The organism is Bradyrhizobium sp. SZCCHNPS1003 (assembly GCF_032381555.1).
Lineage (GTDB): Bacteria > Pseudomonadota > Alphaproteobacteria > Rhizobiales > Xanthobacteraceae > Bradyrhizobium.
Map to the genome: position 1 here is coordinate 61863 of NZ_JAUHIU010000019.1, position 19191 is coordinate 81053.

At 67.3% G+C, this 19191-nt stretch carries 19 protein-coding genes and 1 pseudogene; 7 read left to right on the plus strand and 13 right to left on the minus strand.

What is annotated here, in order from left to right:
* Window positions 1–81: 81 nt before the first annotated feature.
* Window positions 82–1494, minus strand: a complete 1413-nt coding sequence (locus QX126_RS27150) for a flavin monoamine oxidase family protein (RefSeq protein ID WP_315784930.1) — start codon at window positions 1492–1494, stop codon at window positions 82–84.
* A gap of 192 nt (window positions 1495–1686) precedes the next feature.
* Between QX126_RS27150 and QX126_RS27155 the strand changes: the two genes are divergently transcribed.
* Window positions 1687–2664, plus strand: a complete 978-nt coding sequence (locus QX126_RS27155) for a YiiX/YebB-like N1pC/P60 family cysteine hydrolase (protein ID WP_315784932.1) — start codon at window positions 1687–1689, stop codon at window positions 2662–2664.
* A 16-nt stretch (window positions 2665–2680) separates the two neighbouring features.
* Here the strand turns inward: QX126_RS27155 and QX126_RS27160 are convergent, their stop codons facing one another.
* Window positions 2681–2956 carry a metal-sensitive transcriptional regulator gene (locus tag QX126_RS27160; RefSeq protein WP_315716843.1) on the minus strand — a complete coding sequence of 92 codons (276 nt, stop codon included), beginning with the start codon at window positions 2954–2956 and terminating at the stop codon, window positions 2681–2683.
* A gap of 47 nt (window positions 2957–3003) precedes the next feature.
* Here QX126_RS27160 and QX126_RS27165 point away from each other — a divergent pair, with 47 nt between their 5' ends.
* Together QX126_RS27165 and QX126_RS27170 are read left to right on the plus strand one after the other, a co-directional pair.
* A complete protein-coding gene (locus QX126_RS27165; RefSeq protein WP_315784934.1) occupies window positions 3004–5703 on the plus strand; it encodes a heavy metal translocating P-type ATPase in 2700 nt (899 codons plus the stop codon).
* Between the two features lie 76 nt (window positions 5704–5779).
* Window positions 5780–6532, plus strand: coding sequence for a sulfate transporter family protein (locus tag QX126_RS27170; RefSeq protein WP_315784936.1), 753 nt, complete (start codon window positions 5780–5782; stop codon window positions 6530–6532).
* On the opposite strand, the gene QX126_RS27175 is transcribed toward QX126_RS27170, so the two are convergent.
* From QX126_RS27175 to nth, 4 genes are all read right to left on the minus strand, one after another.
* Window positions 6470–8089 carry a DHA2 family efflux MFS transporter permease subunit gene (locus tag QX126_RS27175; RefSeq protein WP_315784938.1) on the minus strand — a complete coding sequence of 540 codons (1620 nt, stop codon included), beginning with the start codon at window positions 8087–8089 and terminating at the stop codon, window positions 6470–6472. The two genes, QX126_RS27170 and QX126_RS27175, sit on opposite strands and share 63 nt — an antisense overlap.
* Window positions 8086–8592 (minus strand): isoprenylcysteine carboxyl methyltransferase family protein, encoded by a 507-nt coding sequence (locus tag QX126_RS27180; protein ID WP_315716838.1) that lies wholly within the window; start codon window positions 8590–8592, stop codon window positions 8086–8088. Before QX126_RS27180 ends, QX126_RS27175 begins: the two co-directional genes overlap by 4 nt.
* Window positions 8589–9641, minus strand: coding sequence for a type III polyketide synthase (locus QX126_RS27185; RefSeq protein ID WP_315784941.1), 1053 nt, complete (start codon window positions 9639–9641; stop codon window positions 8589–8591). Before QX126_RS27185 ends, QX126_RS27180 begins: the two co-directional genes overlap by 4 nt.
* 209 nt (window positions 9642–9850) lie before the next feature.
* On the minus strand, window positions 9851–10675 hold the full coding sequence (gene nth / locus QX126_RS27190) for an endonuclease III (protein WP_315740379.1): 825 nt from the start codon (window positions 10673–10675) through the stop codon (window positions 9851–9853).
* A gap of 22 nt (window positions 10676–10697) precedes the next feature.
* On the opposite strand from nth, the gene QX126_RS27195 reads away from it, so the two are divergent.
* The 4 genes and pseudogenes from QX126_RS27195 to QX126_RS27210 all read left to right on the plus strand — a co-directional run bounded on the left by QX126_RS27195 (window position 10698) and on the right by QX126_RS27210 (window position 13721).
* Window positions 10698–11231 (plus strand): DUF2244 domain-containing protein, encoded by a 534-nt coding sequence (locus tag QX126_RS27195; protein ID WP_315784943.1) that lies wholly within the window; start codon window positions 10698–10700, stop codon window positions 11229–11231.
* A gap of 158 nt (window positions 11232–11389) precedes the next feature.
* A pseudogene (locus tag QX126_RS27200) lies at window positions 11390–11726 on the plus strand (GIY-YIG nuclease family protein).
* A 229-nt stretch (window positions 11727–11955) separates the two neighbouring features.
* A complete protein-coding gene (locus QX126_RS27205; RefSeq protein ID WP_315740381.1) occupies window positions 11956–12855 on the plus strand; it encodes a bifunctional helix-turn-helix domain-containing protein/methylated-DNA--[protein]-cysteine S-methyltransferase in 900 nt (299 codons plus the stop codon).
* Between the two features lie 443 nt (window positions 12856–13298).
* Window positions 13299–13721 (plus strand): hypothetical protein, encoded by a 423-nt coding sequence (locus tag QX126_RS27210; protein WP_315784946.1) that lies wholly within the window; start codon window positions 13299–13301, stop codon window positions 13719–13721.
* A 232-nt stretch (window positions 13722–13953) separates the two neighbouring features.
* On the opposite strand, the gene QX126_RS27215 is transcribed toward QX126_RS27210, so the two are convergent.
* The 7 genes from QX126_RS27215 to dnaJ all read right to left on the minus strand — a co-directional run bounded on the left by QX126_RS27215 (window position 13954) and on the right by dnaJ (window position 19182).
* Complete coding sequence (locus QX126_RS27215) at window positions 13954–14577, minus strand: 2,3-bisphosphoglycerate-dependent phosphoglycerate mutase (protein WP_315778141.1); 624 nt, start codon at window positions 14575–14577, stop codon at window positions 13954–13956.
* A gap of 24 nt (window positions 14578–14601) precedes the next feature.
* Complete coding sequence (gene dapB, locus QX126_RS27220; RefSeq protein ID WP_315784949.1) at window positions 14602–15420, minus strand: 4-hydroxy-tetrahydrodipicolinate reductase; 819 nt, start codon at window positions 15418–15420, stop codon at window positions 14602–14604.
* A gap of 94 nt (window positions 15421–15514) precedes the next feature.
* Window positions 15515–15817, minus strand: a complete 303-nt coding sequence (locus QX126_RS27225) for a DUF1330 domain-containing protein (protein ID WP_315784952.1) — start codon at window positions 15815–15817, stop codon at window positions 15515–15517.
* A gap of 33 nt (window positions 15818–15850) precedes the next feature.
* Window positions 15851–16582 (minus strand): orotidine-5'-phosphate decarboxylase, encoded by a 732-nt coding sequence (pyrF, locus tag QX126_RS27230; RefSeq protein WP_315784955.1) that lies wholly within the window; start codon window positions 16580–16582, stop codon window positions 15851–15853.
* A gap of 6 nt (window positions 16583–16588) precedes the next feature.
* Window positions 16589–17167: an NAD(P)H-dependent oxidoreductase gene (locus QX126_RS27235; RefSeq protein WP_315784958.1), complete on the minus strand. Its 579-nt coding sequence runs from the start codon at window positions 17165–17167 to the stop codon at window positions 16589–16591.
* A gap of 45 nt (window positions 17168–17212) precedes the next feature.
* Complete coding sequence (locus QX126_RS27240) at window positions 17213–17815, minus strand: class I SAM-dependent methyltransferase (RefSeq protein WP_315740387.1); 603 nt, start codon at window positions 17813–17815, stop codon at window positions 17213–17215.
* 236 nt (window positions 17816–18051) lie between these two features.
* Entirely contained in the window at window positions 18052–19182 is a 1131-nt protein-coding gene (gene dnaJ / locus QX126_RS27245) for a molecular chaperone DnaJ (protein ID WP_315740388.1), read from the minus strand.
* Between the last annotated feature and the right edge of the window lie 9 nt (window positions 19183–19191).

The window sequence follows — 19191 nt, forward strand, 5'->3', positions numbered from 1 at the left end:
GGCGCAGCCGTGCCGTTTCAACGCTTGAGATCGCAGTTGCGCCGTGCCCACCATCTTGCTGATGAGTTTGCGGATCGACGGTCAATCCTCCGGCGAGGCCGAGCGCACCTTGCCGCGACGGCGCGGTCGTTGCCGCTCACTGCTCGGCTCCGGCTCGGCGTCCTTGATCGCGCCGATCCGGCGCAGCGCGGCTTCGGCGGCGCGCTCGCCGGAGTCCCAGGCGCCGTCGACCGTGCCCCACAGCGTTTCGTGCGTGGCCTCGCCGGCCAGGAACAGCGGGCCCAACGGTTCGCCGAGAATTTTGCGGGCGCCCTGGCTGCCGGGCGTGGCCGCCGACATCGCGCCGAGCACGCCCGGCACCTGGTTCCAGCGCGTGGCTGCGGACGACTTCACCGCTGCGGCGGCTTCACTTCCAAACAGCTTGCCGATCCACTCCCGGGCGAAGTCGGCCATCGCCGCCTCGCCCTGCGCTGATAGTTCGCGGCCGAAGGCGCCGGCAACATCGACGGTACAAAGCGACGATCCACCGATATTGGCAAGCAGCAGACCCGTGCGGTTGGAATTGCTCTGCTCGATGATGACCTCGTCCCGCGACAGGCCGAGCGGATTGCCCGCCAGCATCAGCGCAATGTGATCATAGCTGCCGAGGCTGAGCTTGGCGGCGGCGTCGAGCTGCCGCTTCGGCAGCTCGGGCACGAACTTGATGGCGCCTGATGTCAGCACGTTGGTCGACACCGTGAGGATGATGGCGCGCGTCGCGATTCGCCCCGCCGGCGTTTCCACCGCGACGTCGCGGTTGGTCCACACGACGCGCGTTGCCGGAGTCGACAGCGATGACGGCAACGATTCGCCGAGCTTGGCGAGGAACGTGCCCAGCCCCTGCCGGCAGGCCAGCGGAGCGCTGCGACCCTGTGCGCGCGCCTTGTCCATCGCGGAGAGATCGGCGAGATCCTTTCCGGTCGCGCTGGCGCCGAGCACGAACGCGGTGGTGCTGGTCCAGTCGCCCAGATCTTTCGGCAGCGCCGCGGCGCAGGAGGTATCGAGCTTGCCGCGCGCCGCCTCGTCGATGGCGCGATTGGCGCGCACCAGCCCGGCCAGGAACTGCTCGGTCTCGCCGGGCCGCGCATTGCGCCGGCCGACCCGGATCTTCTGCCCGACGGGAGCCGCGACGAGATCGAGTCCGACGCCGCGCGCGAGCCTTCCGATGGGATTGCTGTCGGCGCTGAGCAGCCAGCGTGCGCCGCGATCGAACGGCACGCCGAACGTGGCGACATCCGTGCTGCAGCGGCCGCCGATCTGCGGCGCGGCCTCCAGCACCACGACCTTGCGGTTGGCGGCCACGATCCGGCGGGCCGCGGCGATTCCCGCCGCACCCGCCCCGATCACGACAATGTCAGCCTCGCGCGGAACAGCCGCCTGCGCGGCGCCGCCTGAGATGGGCAGCGCGGCCAGCGCCGCGGAAGCGGAGAGGAAGCCGCGGCGCGTGAAGTTCATGACATGGTTTCCGAAAGCTTTGAACGAAACGAATACCGACCGAATTTGCCGTATCTGCCGCGCTGCGGCAACCGGGATGGTAAACGCGATACCGTGCGGACTGCTTCGACTATGAACCAAATTGCAACCGCAATCGACCATCATGGAAGAAGGGAAAAGCCGGCGACCGGCCAAGGTCGCCTGGGGAGCGTTATGGGTATCGTGCTCGACCAGATCGGCAAGCTGATTGCCGCCTATCTCCAGAAGGAGATCCCCGGCTATGAGCCGTTCACGCCGAGCGATCCGGACTACCTGCGCAAGGACGTCCAGCCCGGCGACGTGCTGCTGGTCGAGGGCAACAGCCGCATCTCCGGCATCATCAAATATCTCACGCAGTCGACCTGGTCGCACGCCGCGCTCTATGTCGGCCCCATCGATGGCGCCGTCGAGCCCGACGGGGAGCCGCATGTGCTGGTCGAGGCCTATGTCGGCGACGGCGTGATCTCGGCGCCGCTGTCGAAATACTTCGCCTATCATACCCGCGTGTGCCGTCCGGTCGGCCTGACCTATGAGGACCGGCACACGGTGTGCCGCTACGCCATCAATCGCATCGGCTTCGGCTACGACACCAAGAACATCATCGACCTGATGCGCTATCTGATCCCGATGCCGGTTCCGCAACGCTGGCGGCGGCGCATGATCGCGCTGGGTTCGGGCGATCCGACCAAGATGATCTGCTCGGCGCTGATCGCGCAGGCGTTCGACGCGGTCCGCTATCCGATCCTGCCGAAGATCACGCGGGCCCCCTCACGGCGTGCCAAGCGCGAGATCCTGCACATCCGCGATTCGTCGCTCTACATGCCGCGCGACTTCGACATCTCGCCCTATTTCGAGATCATCAAGCCGACCATCGTCAATGGATTCGACTACACGACGCTGCACTGGGCCGACAAGCAGAAGCCGCTCGCGGAGGTAGCGGGCGAGTTCGCCGTGTTTCCAGGCTCCGTCACAGCGCCGCCGCTCGTTCCTGAGGCGGCTGACGAAGAGGCGGCGCAGCCGGTTCCGGCTGAGGAAATGATGATCGAGGAAGTCAGCGAACGGCTCGTCGTCAACGAGCATTACCTCGTCGCCGAGCCGGTGCGGCAGGTCGCGCCGCGCGCGGCTGCCCGACGGCACAAGGTCGCGGTTTGATCGTCATCCATTCTGCTCAGCGATCCGACCGGCCGATCACGTCCATCAGCTCCGCGATCTTCTGCCGCTGATCGGCCTTGTCGCCGGAGGCGATCGCGTGCTCGACGCAATGCGCGACGTGGTCGCGCAGGATCTCCTCCTCGACCCGGCGCAGCGCCGCCCTCACGGCGGAGATCTGGGTCACGATGTCGATGCAGTAGCGGTTGTCCTCGACCATCTTCGACAAGCCCCTGACCTGCCCTTCGATCCGGCTCAAACGTTTCTGACAGGATGTCTTGATGTCCTCGCGCATGGGGCCTATATACCCCTACAGGGTATAGGTTTCAAGAGGCTTGGGCGATGTCGGAAACCAAACACGAGCATGGTGGCGCGGCCGCCGGCGAGGGCGGATGCGGCTGTGGATCGCACGCGCGCGCGGTGGAAACCGGACACAACCAAGCATCCGCGGACAACTGTTGCAGCGATCGTGCCGGCGCGGCGCCTGACGGCGATTCGGGGGCCTGCTGCGGCGGCTCGGACCACGCTGCGCCTGAACCGGCGAAGGTGACGGATCCGGTCTGCGGCATGTCGGTCGATCCCGCGACCTCTACGCATCGCTTCGAGCATCAGGGACACACCTTCCATTTCTGCTCGGCCGGCTGCCGCACCAAGTTCGCGGCTGATCCCGCCAAGTATCTCGCAGCCGCCGCTGCACCGGCAGCCGCGCAGTCGTGCTGTGGCGGTCATGAGCACCATGCGCATCAGCATGACCAGGCAAAGGTCATCGACCCCGTCTGCGGCATGAGCGTCGATCCCGCGACCTCGAAGCATCGCCTCGAGCACGAGGGTCACACCTTCCATTTCTGCTCGGCCGGCTGCCGCACCAAGTTCGCGGCTGATCCCGACAAATATCGCGGCGAACGCGAGTCGCCGCCCGCGATGCCGGCAGGCACGATCTACACCTGCCCGATGCATCCCGAGATCCGGCAGGTGGGCCCGGGCACCTGCCCGATCTGCGGCATGGCGCTGGAGCCCGACGTCATCAGCCTCGACGACGCGCCCAATCCCGAGCTCGCCGACATGACGCGGCGATTCTGGATCGGCACCTTGCTCGCCGCTCCCGTCGTCGTACTCGAGATGGGCGGCCACCTCGTCGGCGGCCATGGCTTTGTCGATCCGATGTTGTCGAACTGGATCCAGCTCGCGTTGGCGACACCAGTCGTGCTGTGGGCCGGCTGGCCGTTCTTCGTCCGCGGCTGGCAATCGGTCCAGACCCGCAATCTCAACATGTTCACCCTGATCGCCATGGGCACGGGCGTCGCCTATGTCTACAGCGTGGTCGCGACCCTGGCGCCGCAGGCGTTTCCGCCGGCGTTCCGCGGCCACGGCGGCGCGGTCGCGGTGTATTTCGAGGCGGCCGCCGTGATCACCGTTCTCGTCCTGCTCGGCCAGGTGCTGGAGCTGCGCGCGCGCGACGCGACGTCGGGCGCGATCAAGGCGCTGCTGCAGCTGGCGCCGAAGACGGCGCGGCGGCTCGACACCGACGGCAACGACCACGAGGTGGAGATCGCCGAGCTCGCGGTCGGCGATCGCCTGCGCGTGCGTCCCGGCGAGAAGGTGCCGGTCGACGGCATCATTCTCGAAGGCCGCTCCTCGCTCGACGAATCGCTGGTGACGGGCGAGTCGATGCCCGTGACCAAGGCCGAAAGCGAGCGCGTCATCGCCGGCACCTTGAACCAGACCGGCAGCTTCGTGATGCGCGCCGACAAGGTCGGCCGCGAGACCCTGCTGTCGCAGATCGTGCAGATGGTCGCCGACGCGCAGCGCTCGCGCGCGCCGATCCAGCGCCTCGCCGACCAGGTCGCGGGCTGGTTCGTGCCGATGGTGATCGCTGCTGCCATTGCCGCCTTCGTCGCGTGGTACGCGTTCGGTCCCGAGCCGCGCTTCGCCTTCGGCCTCGTCGCCGCCGTGAGCGTGCTGATCATCGCCTGTCCCTGCGCACTCGGTCTCGCGACGCCGATGTCGATCATGGTCGGCGTCGGTCGCGGCGCCCAGGCCGGCGTGCTGATCAAGAGCGCCGAGGCGCTGGAGCGGATGGAGAAGGTCGATACGCTGGTCGTCGACAAGACCGGCACCTTGACCGAGGGCAAGCCGAAGGTGACGGCAATTATCACCGCCGATGGCTTCGATGAGACAGAGGCGCTGCGGCTCGCGGCAAGCGTAGAGCGCGCCAGCGAACATCCGCTCGCCGCGGCCGTCGTCCGTCATGCCACCGAGCGCAACATCAAGCTCGCCGACGTCAAGGGCTTCGACGCGCCGACCGGCAAGGGCGCCCGCGGCGAGGTCGAAGGCAAAGCCATCGTGCTCGGCACCGCCACCTACCTGGCCTCACTCGGCATCATCACCGATACGCTGGGCGTCGAGAGCAAGCGGCTGCGCAGCGAAGGCGCCACCGTGATCACGATGGCCGTCGACGGCAAGCCAGCTGCGCTGTTTGCGATCGCCGATCCGGTCAAGGCCTCGACGCCGGAGGCGCTGAAGGCCCTCGCGGCCGACGGCATCAAGGTGATCATGCTGACCGGCGACAACCGCACCACGGCCACCGCGGTCGCGCGCAAGATCGGCATCACCGAGGTCGAGGCCGAGGTGCTGCCCGAGCAGAAGAGCGCGGTGGTCGCGCGTCTGCGCGCCAGCGGCAAGATCGTCGCGATGGCCGGCGACGGCGTCAACGATGCGCCGGCGCTCGCCGCGGCCGACGTCGGCATCGCCATGGGCACCGGCACCGACGTCGCCATGGAGAGCGCCGGCATTACGCTTCTCCAGGGCGACCTCGGCGGTATTGCGCGGGCGCGAAAGCTGTCGGCGGCGACGATGCGCAACATCCGCCAGAACCTGTTCTTCGCGTTCATCTACAACGCCGCCGGCATCCCGATCGCCGCGGGCGTCCTCTATCCCCTGTTCGGCATCCTGCTGTCGCCGATCATCGCCGCCGCCGCGATGTCGCTGTCGTCGGTCAGCGTGGTCGGCAACGCGCTGCGACTGCGGGCGACCGAACTTTGATACGATGCCGGCGGACTTGCCGAAGCCCGCCGGCATGTCTACCTCTGCCGCGGGCTTTGCAGCGAGGGACCCCGCCATGATCGACGCCGCCATCAAGGCGATTTCGCAGATTTTGTCGCCGCCGATGCGCTCGATCCTGTGGCGCGCGATCGGGCTTGCGCTGGTGCTGGTCACGGTGCTGGCGATCGGGCTGCAGCGGCTCTTGACCTGGCTCGCGACCGCCGGCGAGGGCTGGGCGGAGGCCATGCTCGGGCCGAACTCGCACGGCACCCTGGAGGTGCTCACCTGGATCATCTCGATCGCCGCCGGCTTCGGCGTCGTGTTCGGCGGCATCATGCTGATGCCGGCGATCACCTCGGTGATCGCGAGCCTGTTCGTCGACGACGTCGCGGACCTCGTCGAGCGCGAGCATTATCCGGCCGAGCGCCCCGGCGTCGCCCTGCCCTTCGGCGTCGCCATCATCGAGGGCCTCAAGGCCGCCGGCCTCACCATCCTGATCTATCTGGTCGCCCTGCCCTTCGTGTTCCTGGCCGGCGCCGGCTTCGTGATCTTCTTCCTCGCCACGGCGTGGCTGCTCGGCCGCGAATATTTCGAGCTGGCCGCGATGCGATTCCGGCCACCGGCGGAGGCGAAGGCCATGCGGCGCGACAATGCGGTGACCGTGTTCACCGCGGGGCTGATCATCGCGGCCTTCGTCACCATCCCGATCGTGAACCTGGCGACGCCGCTGTTCGGCATGGCCTTCATGGTCCACCTGCACAAGCGCCTATCCGGACCGCGGCCCGAACTGATCGAGCCGTCGTCGGAGCGCCGGCTGCGCAGCCTCTAGCGCCATCATCCGCGGCGACAGGCTCGCCGCCTTGCTGCGGGCGAAGGGGATCAGCAGGAAGCCGAGCAGCGCGACGCCGGCGAGCAGCGACCACGCCTCGTTGACGCACAGCGCCAGCGAGGCCTTCTCGACCAGCGGCCGGACATAGGCGATCGCCTGCTCCTCCGAGACGCCGCGCGGCCGGTTGCGCAGCAACTCCGGCGCGAGCCCGATCGCCTTGGCCGCCGCGGTATCGCCGGCCAGCAGGCGGTCGCGAAACGCCTGGGCATGTATGGCGACGCGGCCATAGATGATGGTGTCGATCAGCGCGATGCCGATGGCGCCGCCGAGATTGCGCATCAGGTTGAACAGCCCGCTGGCATCGGCGACATCGGCCTGCGGCAGGTCGCCGAGCGCGATCCGCGTCGGCGGCAGCAGGCAGAACATGATGCCGACGCCGCGCACCACCTGCGGCCAGAACATCTCCTGATAGTCCGCGGTCGGCGGCTGGAACGCGCTCGCTGCCAGACCGAAGCCGAACAGCACGAAGCCGAACGCCGTCAGGAGACGCGCGTCGACCTTGCCGTCCAGCGCCGTCACCAGCGGAGCGGCGATCAGTTGCGCTACGCCGGTGACCAGCATGACCTTGCCGATCTCGAACGCATCGTGGCCGCGCACGAAGGCGAGGAACACCGGCATCAGATAGACCGAGCCGAACAGCCCGATGCCCAGACAGAAGCTCGACAGGCAGCCGAGCGTGAACGACCGCCGCTGAAAGCTGCCGAGCCGCAGGATCGGATGCGGCGAGGCCAGCAGGCGCTGGATCAGCAAAGTGAGGCATGACGCGCTCAGCACCAGGAACGCAATGCAGTTCGACGACAGCCAGCCGCCCTTCGGGGCCTCCTTCAGCCCGAGCTCGAGGCTGGCCAGGGACACCGCGAGCAGCAACAGCGCAACCAGGTCGAGCTTGTCGAGCTCCGCGAGATCCATGCGCTGCTTCGGCAGCAGGCTTGGCGTCATCAACGCGGCGATGATGCCGGGCACGATGTTGATCAGGAACAGCCAGGGCCACGACCAGGTGTTGGTGATGAAGCCGCCGACGACCGGGCCGATGGTCGGTGCGAGCACCGCGACCACGCCGCCGATCGTCGTCGCGACCGCGTGCAGGCGCGGTGGAAACAGCAGGAACACGGCGGAGAACACGACGGGGATCAGGAGACCCCCGAAGAAGCCCTGCAGCACGCGGAACGCCAGCAGCGTATGAAAATCGCCGCTGAACGCGCAGCCGAGCGAGGCGGCGGTGAAGATGCCGACGGCGCCGACGAACAGCCAGCGCAACGTGAACACCCGCGTGAGCAGCCCGGTGAGCGGAATGGCGATGATCTCGGCGATCAGATACGCCGTCTGGATCCAGCTCATCGCCTCCGGCGTGATGCCGAGCGCCTCCTGGATGGTCGGCAGCGACGTCGCCACCACCTGGATGTCGAGGATCGCCATGAACATGCCGACGCACATCAGGATGAAGCCGAGCCAGGTGGCGAGGCTCGGACGATCCAGCGGCGCGGCCGATGCGCTCATGCGGTCTGGCCGCCGCCGATGCCGGTGAGTGCTTCCGATTCGGCGCGGATGCGGATGAACAGCACCGCCGCATTCAGGCCTGAGAAGATCAGCGCGATCAGCGGCAGATGCAGCGCCAGCGGCAGCAGCGCGATCTCGGCTGCGACCACCAGATAGTTCGGATGCGAGATGTAACGATAGGGACCATCGGTCACCAGCGGCGCACCGGGCAGGATGATGATGCGCGTCGTCCAGCGCGGGCCGAGCGTCGCCAGCACCCACCAGCGCAGCCCCTGCAGCAGCACGAAGCCCGACAGCAGCCACGGGTCGACCTCCTGGTCGGCACCGAGCAGCCACAGCGACACCAGCCAGGCCGCATGCATCGAGATCATCAGCGGATAATGATCCGCCCCGACCTCGACCGCGCCCATGGCGCGCAGGCGCTTGGTGTTGTGGCGGGCGAGCACGAGCTCGCCGAGCCGTTGCATGGTGACGAGGGCGAGGACGAAGGCGGCGAAGGTCATGCGGCGTTCCTCAATGATACGCAGCTTGCGGTGAACCCAGGTCCGAGCGCCGTCAGCACCGAGCGCGGCGGCAAGCCCCGGGCGCGGGCGCGCTCCAGCACGAACAGCACGGTCGGCGCGGACATGTTGCCGTAGTCGGCGATGATCTCGCGCTCATGATCCAGCGTGCCCTGGCCGAGCGACAGCGCGCGCTCCAGCGCCGTGATCACCTTGGCGCCGCCGGGATGGCAGACGAAGCGATCGACGTCGGACGGCGCGAGCTTCATCCGGTCCAGGATCTCGTTGACGGCCGGGCCCATGTTCTCGGTAACGAAGTCAGGAATGGTGCGCTGGAAGATCACGCCGAAGCCTTCGGGATCGACGCTCCAGCCCATGATATCCAGCGTATCCGGCCACAGCTTCTCGCCGGTCGCCTCGACCCTGATAGCGCCGCCATCGCCGGCGCGCAGGATCGCCGCTGCGGCACCATCGCCGAACAGGCTCAGCGCGACGATGTTGGCTTTCGTCAACTCATCATGGCGCACAGCCAGCGTGCACAATTCGAAGGTCACCAACAGCACATTGGTGCCGGGCCGGGCCTGCGCCAGCCGCGCAGCGATCGACAGGCCCGAGACGCCGCCGGCGCAGCCAAGCCCGAACACCGGCACGCGCGACACGTCCGCGCGGAAACCCAGGCGGCCGGCGACACGCGCTTCCAGCGTCGGCGTCGCGATGCCCGTCGAGCTCACGGTGACGATGGTGTCGATGTTGGCGGCTGCGAGATCGGCCTGCGCCAGGGCCTTGTTGGTCGCATCGATGAACAGCGCCTCGGCACCTTCGAGATAGGCCTCGGTGCGCTCAGGCCAGCCGCGGCGCTCCATGTACCATTCGATCGGCTTGACGCCGTAGCGCTGGCGGATGCCGGTGTTGGCGAACAGGCTCGCCATCGTGTCGAACTGCGGAAAGCGCGGCGACAGCACCACGCGGGCGGCCTCCATCACCACGTTCTGGCGGAACTGATGCGGTGGCACCGAGGTCGCGAGCGACACGAGTGCGGCGGTATGGTCCATGCGGCTGATCCTTCAACGTCCCGGCGCAGAAAGGTCCGAGAACGCGGGAATCGTCACGCGCCACTCACATCGCCCCGGATTATGGGTGTCATCTTATGTCCAATGCGGGCGGCGATGTGGCCCGGCCATGGTGAGACGGCGTCGCGCCGTGACACAATAGTGACTGTCAAACGCGTTCTCAGGCGAAACCGTTCGTCACGCACAACGTATCAGGCCGTCTTCTCGGGCCAGCGGCAGAGGTCCTTGATCAGGCACAGCTCGCAGCGCGGCTTGCGCGCCAGACACGTGTAGCGGCCGTGCAGGATCAGCCAGTGATGCGCGTGCAGCATGAACTCGGCCGGGATCACCTTCTCCAACCCGAGCTCGACCTCCAGCGGCGTCTTGCCGGGGGCCAAGCCGGTGCGGTTGCCGACGCGGAACACATGGGTGTCGACCGCCATCGTGTGCTCGCCGAACGCCATGTTGAGCACGACGTTCGCGGTCTTGCGGCCGGCGCCCGGCAGCGATTCCAGTTCAGCGCGCGTGCGCGGCACCTCGCCGCCGAATTCGCTGATCAGCTTCTGCGACAGCGCGATCACGTTCCTGGCCTTGGTGCGGTAGAGGCCGACGGTCTTGATGGTGTCGCGGAGCTTGTCCTCGCCGAGCGCGATCATCTTTTGCGGCGTGTCGGCGACGGCGAACAGCGGCCGCGTCGCCTTGTTGACGCCGGCGTCGGTCGCCTGCGCCGACAGCACCACGGCCACCAGCAGGGTGTAGGGGTTGAGGTGCTCGAGCTCGCCCTTCGGCTCCGGATTGGCCTGAGCGAAGCGGCTGAAGGCCTCGCGGATCTCGGCCGGGGTCCAGGGCCTGGTCGCGCTCAACGCTTTCTTGACTGGCCGGGCAGGGCTCTTCGGCTTGGCCGTCGGAGCCTTCTTGGCGGCCCGTTTCGATTCGGCCTTAGGGGCTGACTTGGGAGCGGCCTTGGGAGCGGCCTTCTTCAAGGGGCTGCGAACCGGCGCCGGCTTGGCGCGTTGGGGGCGGGTGATTTTGGCCATGATCCGGGTATACTGAGGCCCCATGACGCCAGGCAATGCTTTTGCGTATCAGCAGACCGGCACCGACGCCGCTGATCCCGAGCTGTTCGCGGCTCGGCTGACGCCGCATCGCTCGCTCAACCGCACCGGGTTTCTGGTGCTGATGGTCGTGGTCTGCGCCATCAGCTTCATCGGCGGCCTCGCCTCGCTGCTGATGGGCGCTTGGCCCGTGCTGGGCTTCTTCGGCCTGGATGCGCTGGCGATCTACTGGGCCTTCAAGGTCAACTTCCGCCGCGCCAACGCCTATGAGGACGTCTCGATCACCCTGACCGAGCTGCGCCTGCGCCGCGTCAGCCACAAGGGCCACGTCATGGAATGGCGCTTCAACCCGCTCTGGGTGCGGCTCGACCAGGAAACCCACGAGGAGTTCGGCATCGAGCGCCTCTACCTCGTCGCCCGCGGCCAGCGCGTGGCGATCGCGAGCTTCCTGGGCCCGGAGGAAAAGGCCAGCTTCGCCAAGGCGCTGACGGCGGGGCTGCAGGCCGCGAAACGCGGGCCGGTGTATAATCCGCTATAGGGCGTTATCTCGGCCAGCACTCCCCTGGGGAACGAGGAGCAACCCCGCGGCCGTCCTTGGGTCTCGCACCATGAGGCCACAGCACGGGCCTCGCCCTTCGAGACGCCCGCCTTCGGCGGGCTCCTCAGGGTGAGGAGAGACAGGGCACGAGGATCGTCATGACCGAAGGCGCGTATCTCTACATCGTGCTCTGCGCCGACGGACGCCTGTACGTCGGAACCACGAGGACATCGCTGGAGCTGAGGGTCGCCCAGCATAATGACGGGACCTTCGGCGGGTACACGTTGACCCGGCGTCCCGTCAAACTGCTCTACTCGCAGTGGTTCGAGCGGATCACGGATGCCATCGAAAGCGAACGCCGCCTGAAGAAAATGGAGTCGCGCCAAGAAAGAGGCCTTGATCCGCGGCGATCTCGATGCGCTGCAGGCTCTCTCAGCGCGCAGAACGGCTTTCGGGGGGAAGACCTTCGCCCGCAAAGAGGCCCCAAGGCGATAAGATGAAGCAGTGGTCCATTCCCTCGCCATGAACACGCTGTCGGCGTGTTCGTGGTTTTGTGTGCAGCGGCCGTTTGCGGCGCTTGACCCTCATGGTGAGGAGCGCCGCCCAAGCGGCGCGTCTCGAACCATGAGGCCCGAAACGATCAGCCCAGCCGATCACATTCGCCATAGCCCCCCGATCAGAAATCGGGTGGAGTACCCGCCCCGGCCGCCCTACATCCAAGCCCATGATGACCCTCGCCATTCACGATTCCGCCCTGGCCAAGCCGGGCCCGCAACAGACGGCGGCGCTGCGCGACTACGACGCGGTGCGCCGCGCCATCGCCTTCATCTCCGAGCATTGGCGCCGGCAGCCGGCCATCGAGGACATGGCCGACGCCGCCAGCCTGACGCCCGACGAGCTGCACCATCTGTTCCGCCGCTGGGCCGGGCTGACGCCGAAGGCGTTCATGCAGGCGCTGACGCTCGACCACGCCAAGGGCCTGCTCAAGGGCTCGGCCAGCGTGCTCGACGCCGCGCTCGACTCGGGCCTCTCAGGCCCCGGCCGCCTGCACGACCTGTTCGTCACCCACGAAGCGATGTCGCCCGGCGAATGGAAGACCGGCGGCGCCGGCACCACGCTTCGTTACGGCTTCCACCCCTGCCCGTTCGGCATCGCGCTGGTGATGGCCACCCCGCGCGGCCTCGCCGGCCTCGCCTTCGCCGATCCCGGCGAGGAGGCCTCCGCGCTCGCCGACATGAAGAGCCGCTGGCCCCGCGCGGCTTACGTCGAGGACGTCGCCGGCACGGCCGCGCTGGCCCAGCGTATCTTCGACAAGAGCCTGTGGCGCCCCGACCAGCCGCTCCGCGTCGTGCTGATCGGCACCGATTTCGAGGTCCGCGTCTGGGAGACCCTGCTCAAGATCCCCATGGGCCGCGCCGTCTGCTACTCCGACATCGCGACGCGACTGGAGTCCCCGAAGGCCTCGCGCGCCGTGGGCGCCGCGGTCGGCAAGAACCCGATCTCGTTCGTCGTGCCGTGCCATCGCGCGCTCGGCAAGAGCGGAGCGCTGACGGGCTATCACTGGGGGCTGACACGCAAGCAGGCGATGCTTGGGTGGGAGGCTGGGCAGGTGGGGATGGGGTAGTCCTCCTGCGTCACATCCACCGTCATTCCGGGGCACACGCCGCGTCCACCGTAGCTCGAAGAGCGAAGGCGGACGTACGAGCCCCGGAATCTGACGTCAGAAGACGCGGCGGCCACCGCCGTCAGGTCCGACGTAATGCAAGCCAGATGGCTAGCAGGACGAGAAACGCGGCGAACGACCAACCGTTCTGGACAGTCGACAGGGCGGTTAACCAAGGGGCGAGTTGCATCTAGTAACCTCATCGGTTGGTGAGGCTGTCCATTGATACGACGTCGGCCCTACTCGCAACGCACCCTGACGGAAAGGCCGAGCGAACGCGGCGAAAGTAATCGGGGCGGTCAAACACGGACTGGCATGGCGACAACTTCGGATAAAAATAATCCTATTGCGCTTTTACAGAATTTATGATTATCTCCGCCCATCCCGCCTCGACGAGAGGGGCGTTGCGCGCGATCGTCACGACACGCGAGGCGGGGAGCGATGGCCGCGATCTGCCGCAGCGTGTCTTCGGACGCGCCGACGAACGGCTGGCTGCGGACGTGAAGTCGCAGGGTCCTGATACCCCGATGCTGGTATCAAGCCGCGAGGGCGCCAGAGCGCGCCGCGTGGTGATGGTGGCCAACAAGCCCGGCGCACCAGGGAGACTGCGTATAAGCGTGAAGACCGTCGCGCGGGGAATGCCGGTTGTTCCGGCTGGACCTGTGGTGACTGCCGCCTGCTTTTTTTCTGCAGGCGGGCCATGGGTGCGGCCAGCATCCGGCATTCCCCGCGCCCTCTCGATGTTCGGAGGGACATGGTCGAAGCAGGACTCGGGCGGGATGCGCCGCGAGATCGTGGGGCCGTGTCTTCAGTTGTTTGAGATGTGAATCAGGGAAGGGGCGATCGCGCGGCCTCGTCAAGCGGAGCGGGCATAGACGCGTGTCCGCGAACTGCGCGATCTCAGGGCGAGGCCACTGCAAAGTCGCTCAAACCGTCATGGCCGGGCTTGACCCGGCCATCCATCTTCTTTGACGACCTTCCGTTGAAGGGGATGGATGCCCGGGTCAAGCCCGGGCATGACGAGCGAACTTATCAGCTTGTGCGCGGCCGCGCCGCCGATCAGCCCGCCAGGTCCAGCTTCGACTCCACCGTCGAGTCTGCGTTCAGGCGGTAGATGATCGGCACGCCCGTCGCCAGCTCGCGCTTCAGGATGCCTTCGGGCGTCAGCTTCTCCAGCACCATGATCAGCGCGCGGAGCGAGTTGCCGTGGGCGGCGACGAGGGTGCGTTGGCCGCGCAGGACGCCGGGGAGAATTTCTTGCACGTAGTAGGGCAGCGCGCGGGCCAGCGTATCCTTGAGGCTTTCGCCGCCGGGCGGGGGGACGTCGTAGGAGCGGCGCCAGACGTGGACCTGCTCCTCGCCCCATTTGGCGCGGGCGTCGTCCTTGTTGAGGCCGGAGAGGTCGCCATAGTCGCGCTCATTGAGCGCGAGGTTTTTGCTGGTCGGCAGGCCGGTCTGGCCGAGCTCGGTCAGGATCAGATCGAGCGTGTGCTGGGCGCGCGTCAGCACCGAGGTGAAGGCGACGTCGAAGACCAGTCCCTGCGCCTTCAGCTTGCGTCCGGCCTCCTTGGCCTCGGCCACGCCCTGCTCGGTCAGGTCCGGATCCTTCCAGCCGGTGAAGAGGTTCTTCAGATTCCACTCGCTCTGGCCGTGGCGCACCAGCACCAGGAGACGTTCGCTCATCAGTTCGCTTCCATCGACGTTGAACTAGAAAAGGTCCTTGAGGCCGAGCACGTCGTCCATCGTGTAGTAGCCCGGCGGCTTGCCATGCGCCCACAGCGCCGCCTTCAGCGCGCCATGGGCGAAGATCATGCGGTCCTCGGCCTGGTGCGACAGCACCAGCCGCTCCGAGGGACCGGCGAAGATGACGCTGTGATCGCCCGCCGCCGTGCCGCCGCGCAGCGAGGCGAAGCCGATGTCGCCGCTGCGGCGCTCGCCGGTGATGCCGTCGCGGCCACGGGCGGAATGCTCGTCGAGCGCGATACCGCGGCCTTCGGCGGCGGCGCGGCCGAGCATCAGCGCGGTGCCGGAGGGCGCGTCGACCTTGTGCTTGTGATGCATCTCGAGGATCTCGATGTCGAAGCCGGCGTCGAGCGACTTCGCCACCTGCTTGACCAGCGCCGCCAGCAGGTTGACGCCGAGGCTCATATTGCCGGACTGCACGACGACGGCGCGCTTGGTGACGCTCTTGATGACGGCGTCGTCGGACGCGGACAGGCCGGTGGTGCCGACGACGTGGACGAGGCCGCGCTCGGCGGCGATGGCGACGTTGGCGATGGTCGCGGCCGGGACGGTGAAGTCGAGGATGCCGTCGGCCTCCGCCGACATGGTCCAGAGGTCGCCCGACAGTGCGATGCCGTTGGCGGGCAGGCCGGCGAGAACGCCGGCGTCCTTGCCGATCAGCTCCGAGCCCGGAGCTTCGAGCGCGCCCGCCAGCACGGCGCCGTCGGTCTCGGCGATCGCACGCACCAAGGCGCGGCCCATGCGGCCGCCGGCTCCGGCAACGATCAAGCGCATCTTGGACATGTCGACTCCTCCGCCCCTTCAAGGGCTATAGCCGGGGCTGATAGCGGCGGCAACCGAGCGAGGCCAAGTCGCGGGTGGCCGGGGCGGGCGGCGATCAGGGCTGCGGTCCGTCATAGCCCTCGATGATCACCAGGTCGCCTTGCGAATGCGGCGCGCGCATCGCCACCAGCCGCTGGTATTCGGCAGAATTGTAACACGCCAGCGCGGTGGCGTAGTCCTTGAACTCGATCACGACGTTGCGCGAGCGCGAGGTGCCTTCGCGGGTCTCGTACTGGCCGCCGCGAACCAGGAATTTGGCGCCGTACTGGTGGAACACCGCGCCGTTCTGGGCGACGTATTCCTTGTAGCCGTCCATGTCGTGCACGTCGATCCGCGCGATCCAATAGGCCTTGGGCATCCCTGTCGTCTCCTTGCTCTCGGTCGCTCTTGCTTAAGCGCGGTTGGTCTTGCCGACCAGCGCGACGGCGCTGGCGATGTCGGCGACGATGCTCTCGGCGGCCGCCGCCGGATCGGCGGCGCCGGTGACGGGACGGCCGACGACGAGGCGGTCGGCGCCGCCGGCGATCGCCAGCGCGGGGGTCATGATCCGCTTCTGGTCGCCAACGTCTGATCCCGCCGGGCGGATCCCGGGAGTCACGAGCTGCATGTCGGGGCCGACCAGCGGGCGGACCAGCAGGGTTTCCTCGGGCGACAGGATCAGGCCGTGGATGCCGATCTCCTTGGCCTGCCTGGCGCGGTGCGCCACGAGCTCCTTGACGCCCATGGCGTAGCCGGCGGCGGCGAGGTCGGCATCGTCGTAGGAGGTCATGACGGTGACGGCGAGCAGCTCGAGGCTGGAGCCGGCGGCGCCGGCCAGCGCGGCCTTCATGCTCTGGGAGAAGCCGTGCACGGTGAGGAAGCGGGCGCCGAGCCTGGCGATCTGGCGGGTGGCGCGCTCGACGGTGGTCGGGATGTCGTGCAGCTTGAGGTCCATGAACACGTGCTTGCCCTCGGCCGCAAGCCGTTCGGCGAGGCCGAGGCCGCCGGCATAGGTCAGCTCCATGCCGATCTTGTAGAACGTCACGGCATCGCCGAGCCTGATGATCATGGCTTCGGCCTCGGCCACGCTCGGCAAATCGAGCGCCACGATCAGGCGGTCGCGGGGAGCAATCTCGGTCGGCATGTCACCTCACATCGTATGTTGCGCGACAACGATCAGCTCCCGCACCAGGGCGTCGAGCGCCGTGATGTCGGCGGGCAGTTTGAGCCGGTCCATGTCGTTGTAGGCCTTGTCGGCGCAGGCCAGCGCAAGCTGGCTCGGGATCACCGTCGCGTTGCAGGCAGTCAGCATCAGCCGCAACGCCGAGAGTGCACGCACGCCGCCGAAGCGATTCTCGGAGGCGGCAGCGATCGCAAACGGCCTGCTGCGGAACACCGCGCCGCGACTGCCCGGCGGCTCGTCGACGCGCGAGATCCAGGTGATGGCGTTGCTCAGCAGCGGCGGCACCGAGGCGTTGTATTCCGGCGTCACCAGCAGCACGGCATGATGAACGCCGATCATGCGCGTCAGATTCACGGCGTGAAGTGGAATGCCCGATTGGGCCTCGAGATCGGCGTCGTAGATCGGCAGCGGGAAGTCGGCGAGCGAGATGCGGGTGATGTCGGCGCCGGCCTGCACGAACTGATAGGCGGCTGCCGCGGCGAGCTTCGCGTTGTGCGAGCCGACCCGCGTCGAACCGGGGATGATGAGGATCTTCAGCGCGGACATCGTGAGGTCGGTCAACGACCCGCCACGAAGGATCGCGGCCGCCGGTCAGGGCTTGCGATACACCCAGACGCGCGCCGGCGGAAGGTTCATCCAGATGCGCTCGGACGCCTGCGTGGTGACGCCGGGCAGCGACTTCGGAATCGGCGGCACGACGGAATAGGTGAACTGCACGAACGGCGCATTCGGCGACATCGCCGCGAACGCATCGCGGATCAGCTTCATGCGGGTCAGCATCGGCTTGGTCACGAGCGGCAGGCCGGAGACGACGGCGGAGGCCGGGGCGCCCAGCACGTTCCAGAGCGTGTCGCGAAGGCGATAGGCGTCGCCCTGGACCACCTTGGCCTGCGGGTAGCGATCGCGCAGCAGGGCGCAGAAACTCGGATTGTACTCGACCAGCACCAGCCGCTTCTGATCGATCCCATGTTCGACCAGCGCATTGGTGATCGCGCCGGTGCCCGGTCCGAGCTCGATGACGGGGCCTGTCCCGTGCGGATCGACGTACTGCGCCATCGTGCGGGCCAGCAGCCGACTCGACGGCATGACGGCGCCCATGTGCAGCGGCTTTTCGATCCATGAGCGGAGGAAGCGCACTTCGTCGTCCAGACGGAGAGGCTTTTTCGACGCACGCACGGACGTTTGCAAGGGCATCTCAGTACCAGACGGGACCGTCTTCACGGCGATGTCAGAAAAGAGTCACAAAGACGTATAGGGCGCAGGCGGGGCGGTCAAGCCGAACCGTAACGTACGATTAAGGCTGGCGGGTCCGCGCTCTTACAGTTGCATTCGATAATTTTTTGCATGTGCAAAGCAGCAAATTCGCTCGACACATGAATCCCGAAGTCATTCGGCGAGGCCACCTAGCCGTGCTTGCTTGAACCCACGGCTCAGCTCGCCGCCTTGCCGAAGAAATCCTTGACCTTGGTGAAGAAGCCGGCCGCCTCGGGCTGGGTCGCTCCCGAGGACAGCTTCTCGAACTCGGCCAGCAGCTCTTGCTGCTTCTTGGTCAGGTTCTGCGGCGTCTCGACCACGATCTGGACATACATGTCGCCGGTCTGGCGCGAGCGCAGCACCGGCATGCCCTTGGCCGCGATCCGAAACCGGCGCCCGGACTGCGCGCCGGCGGGAATCTTCACCTTGGTCTTGCCCTTGTCGATCGTCGGCACCTCGAACTCGCCGCCAAGCGCCGCCGTCACCATCGAGATCGGCACCCGACAATGCAGGTCGGCGCCGTCGCGCTGGAAGAACTCGTGCTGGGTCAGCGACAGGAAGATGTAGAGATCGCCGGGCGGTCCGCCGCGCAACCCCGCCTCGCCCTCGCCGGCAAGACGAATGCGGGTGCCGTCCTCGACGCCCTGGGGAATGTTGACGGACAGCGTGCGGTCACGGGTGACGCGTCCGGAGCCGGAGCAGGACGGACAGGGGTCCTCGATCATCTGGCCGCGGCCGTGACAGCCGGGGCAGGTCCGCTCCAGGGTGAAGAAGCCCTGCGCCTGCCGCACGCGGCCGGCGCCGCCGCACATCGAGCAGGTCTTCGGCTTGGTGCCGGCCTTGGCGCCGGTGCCGGAGCAGGATTCGCAGGTCACCGAGACCGGAATCTCGATCTGCGCCGTCTTGCCCTGGAACGCCTCTTCCAAGGTGATTTCCATGTTGTAGCGCAGATCGGCGCCGCGCTCGCGCCCGGTGCCGCCGCGTCGCTGCCCGGCCATGCCGAACAGGTCCTCGAAGATGTCAGAGAACGAGGAGGCAAAGCCGGCGCCGAAGCCGTGCGCGCCGCCCATGCCGCCCTGCTCGAAGGCGGCGTGGCCATAGCGGTCGTAGGCGGCGCGCTTGTCGGCGTCGCGCAGCACCTCGTAGGCCTCGTTGATTTCCTTGAATTTCACTTCGCTGGAGGCATCGCCCGGATTCTTGTCCGGATGCCACTTCATGGCCAGCTTGCGGAAGGCGGCCTTGAGCTTGGTCTCGTCGGCGTCGCGCTCGACTTCCAGGGTCTCGTAGTAGCAGCGCTTGGTGGACATCAATCAAAC

What these genes read in the sequence shown, in the direction of transcription:
- QX126_RS27195 (WP_315784943.1), top strand. Translation starts at nt 10,698, where the DNA reads ATGACGCCAGGCAATGCTTTTGCGTATCAGCAGACCGGCACCGACGCC.
- nth (WP_315740379.1), bottom strand. Translation starts at nt 10,675, where the DNA reads ATGGCCAAAATCACCCGCCCCCAACGCGCCAAGCCGGCGCCGGTTCGC.
- QX126_RS27180 (WP_315716838.1), bottom strand. Translation starts at nt 8,592, where the DNA reads ATGACCTTCGCCGCCTTCGTCCTCGCCCTCGTCACCATGCAACGGCTC.
- QX126_RS27150 (WP_315784930.1), bottom strand. Translation starts at nt 1,494, where the DNA reads ATGAACTTCACGCGCCGCGGCTTCCTCTCCGCTTCCGCGGCGCTGGCC.
- QX126_RS27205 (WP_315740381.1), top strand. Translation starts at nt 11,956, where the DNA reads ATGATGACCCTCGCCATTCACGATTCCGCCCTGGCCAAGCCGGGCCCG.
- QX126_RS27215 (WP_315778141.1), bottom strand. Translation starts at nt 14,577, where the DNA reads ATGAGCGAACGTCTCCTGGTGCTGGTGCGCCACGGCCAGAGCGAGTGG.
- QX126_RS27240 (WP_315740387.1), bottom strand. Translation starts at nt 17,815, where the DNA reads ATGCCCTTGCAAACGTCCGTGCGTGCGTCGAAAAAGCCTCTCCGTCTG.
- QX126_RS27175 (WP_315784938.1), bottom strand. Translation starts at nt 8,089, where the DNA reads ATGAGCGCATCGGCCGCGCCGCTGGATCGTCCGAGCCTCGCCACCTGG.
- QX126_RS27155 (WP_315784932.1), top strand. Translation starts at nt 1,687, where the DNA reads ATGGGTATCGTGCTCGACCAGATCGGCAAGCTGATTGCCGCCTATCTC.
- QX126_RS27170 (WP_315784936.1), top strand. Translation starts at nt 5,780, where the DNA reads ATGATCGACGCCGCCATCAAGGCGATTTCGCAGATTTTGTCGCCGCCG.
- dnaJ (WP_315740388.1), bottom strand. Translation starts at nt 19,182, where the DNA reads ATGTCCACCAAGCGCTGCTACTACGAGACCCTGGAAGTCGAGCGCGAC.
- dapB (WP_315784949.1), bottom strand. Translation starts at nt 15,420, where the DNA reads ATGTCCAAGATGCGCTTGATCGTTGCCGGAGCCGGCGGCCGCATGGGC.
- QX126_RS27225 (WP_315784952.1), bottom strand. Translation starts at nt 15,817, where the DNA reads ATGCCCAAGGCCTATTGGATCGCGCGGATCGACGTGCACGACATGGAC.
- pyrF (WP_315784955.1), bottom strand. Translation starts at nt 16,582, where the DNA reads ATGCCGACCGAGATTGCTCCCCGCGACCGCCTGATCGTGGCGCTCGAT.
- QX126_RS27160 (WP_315716843.1), bottom strand. Translation starts at nt 2,956, where the DNA reads ATGCGCGAGGACATCAAGACATCCTGTCAGAAACGTTTGAGCCGGATC.
- QX126_RS27185 (WP_315784941.1), bottom strand. Translation starts at nt 9,641, where the DNA reads ATGGACCATACCGCCGCACTCGTGTCGCTCGCGACCTCGGTGCCACCG.
- QX126_RS27165 (WP_315784934.1), top strand. Translation starts at nt 3,004, where the DNA reads ATGTCGGAAACCAAACACGAGCATGGTGGCGCGGCCGCCGGCGAGGGC.
- QX126_RS27235 (WP_315784958.1), bottom strand. Translation starts at nt 17,167, where the DNA reads ATGTCCGCGCTGAAGATCCTCATCATCCCCGGTTCGACGCGGGTCGGC.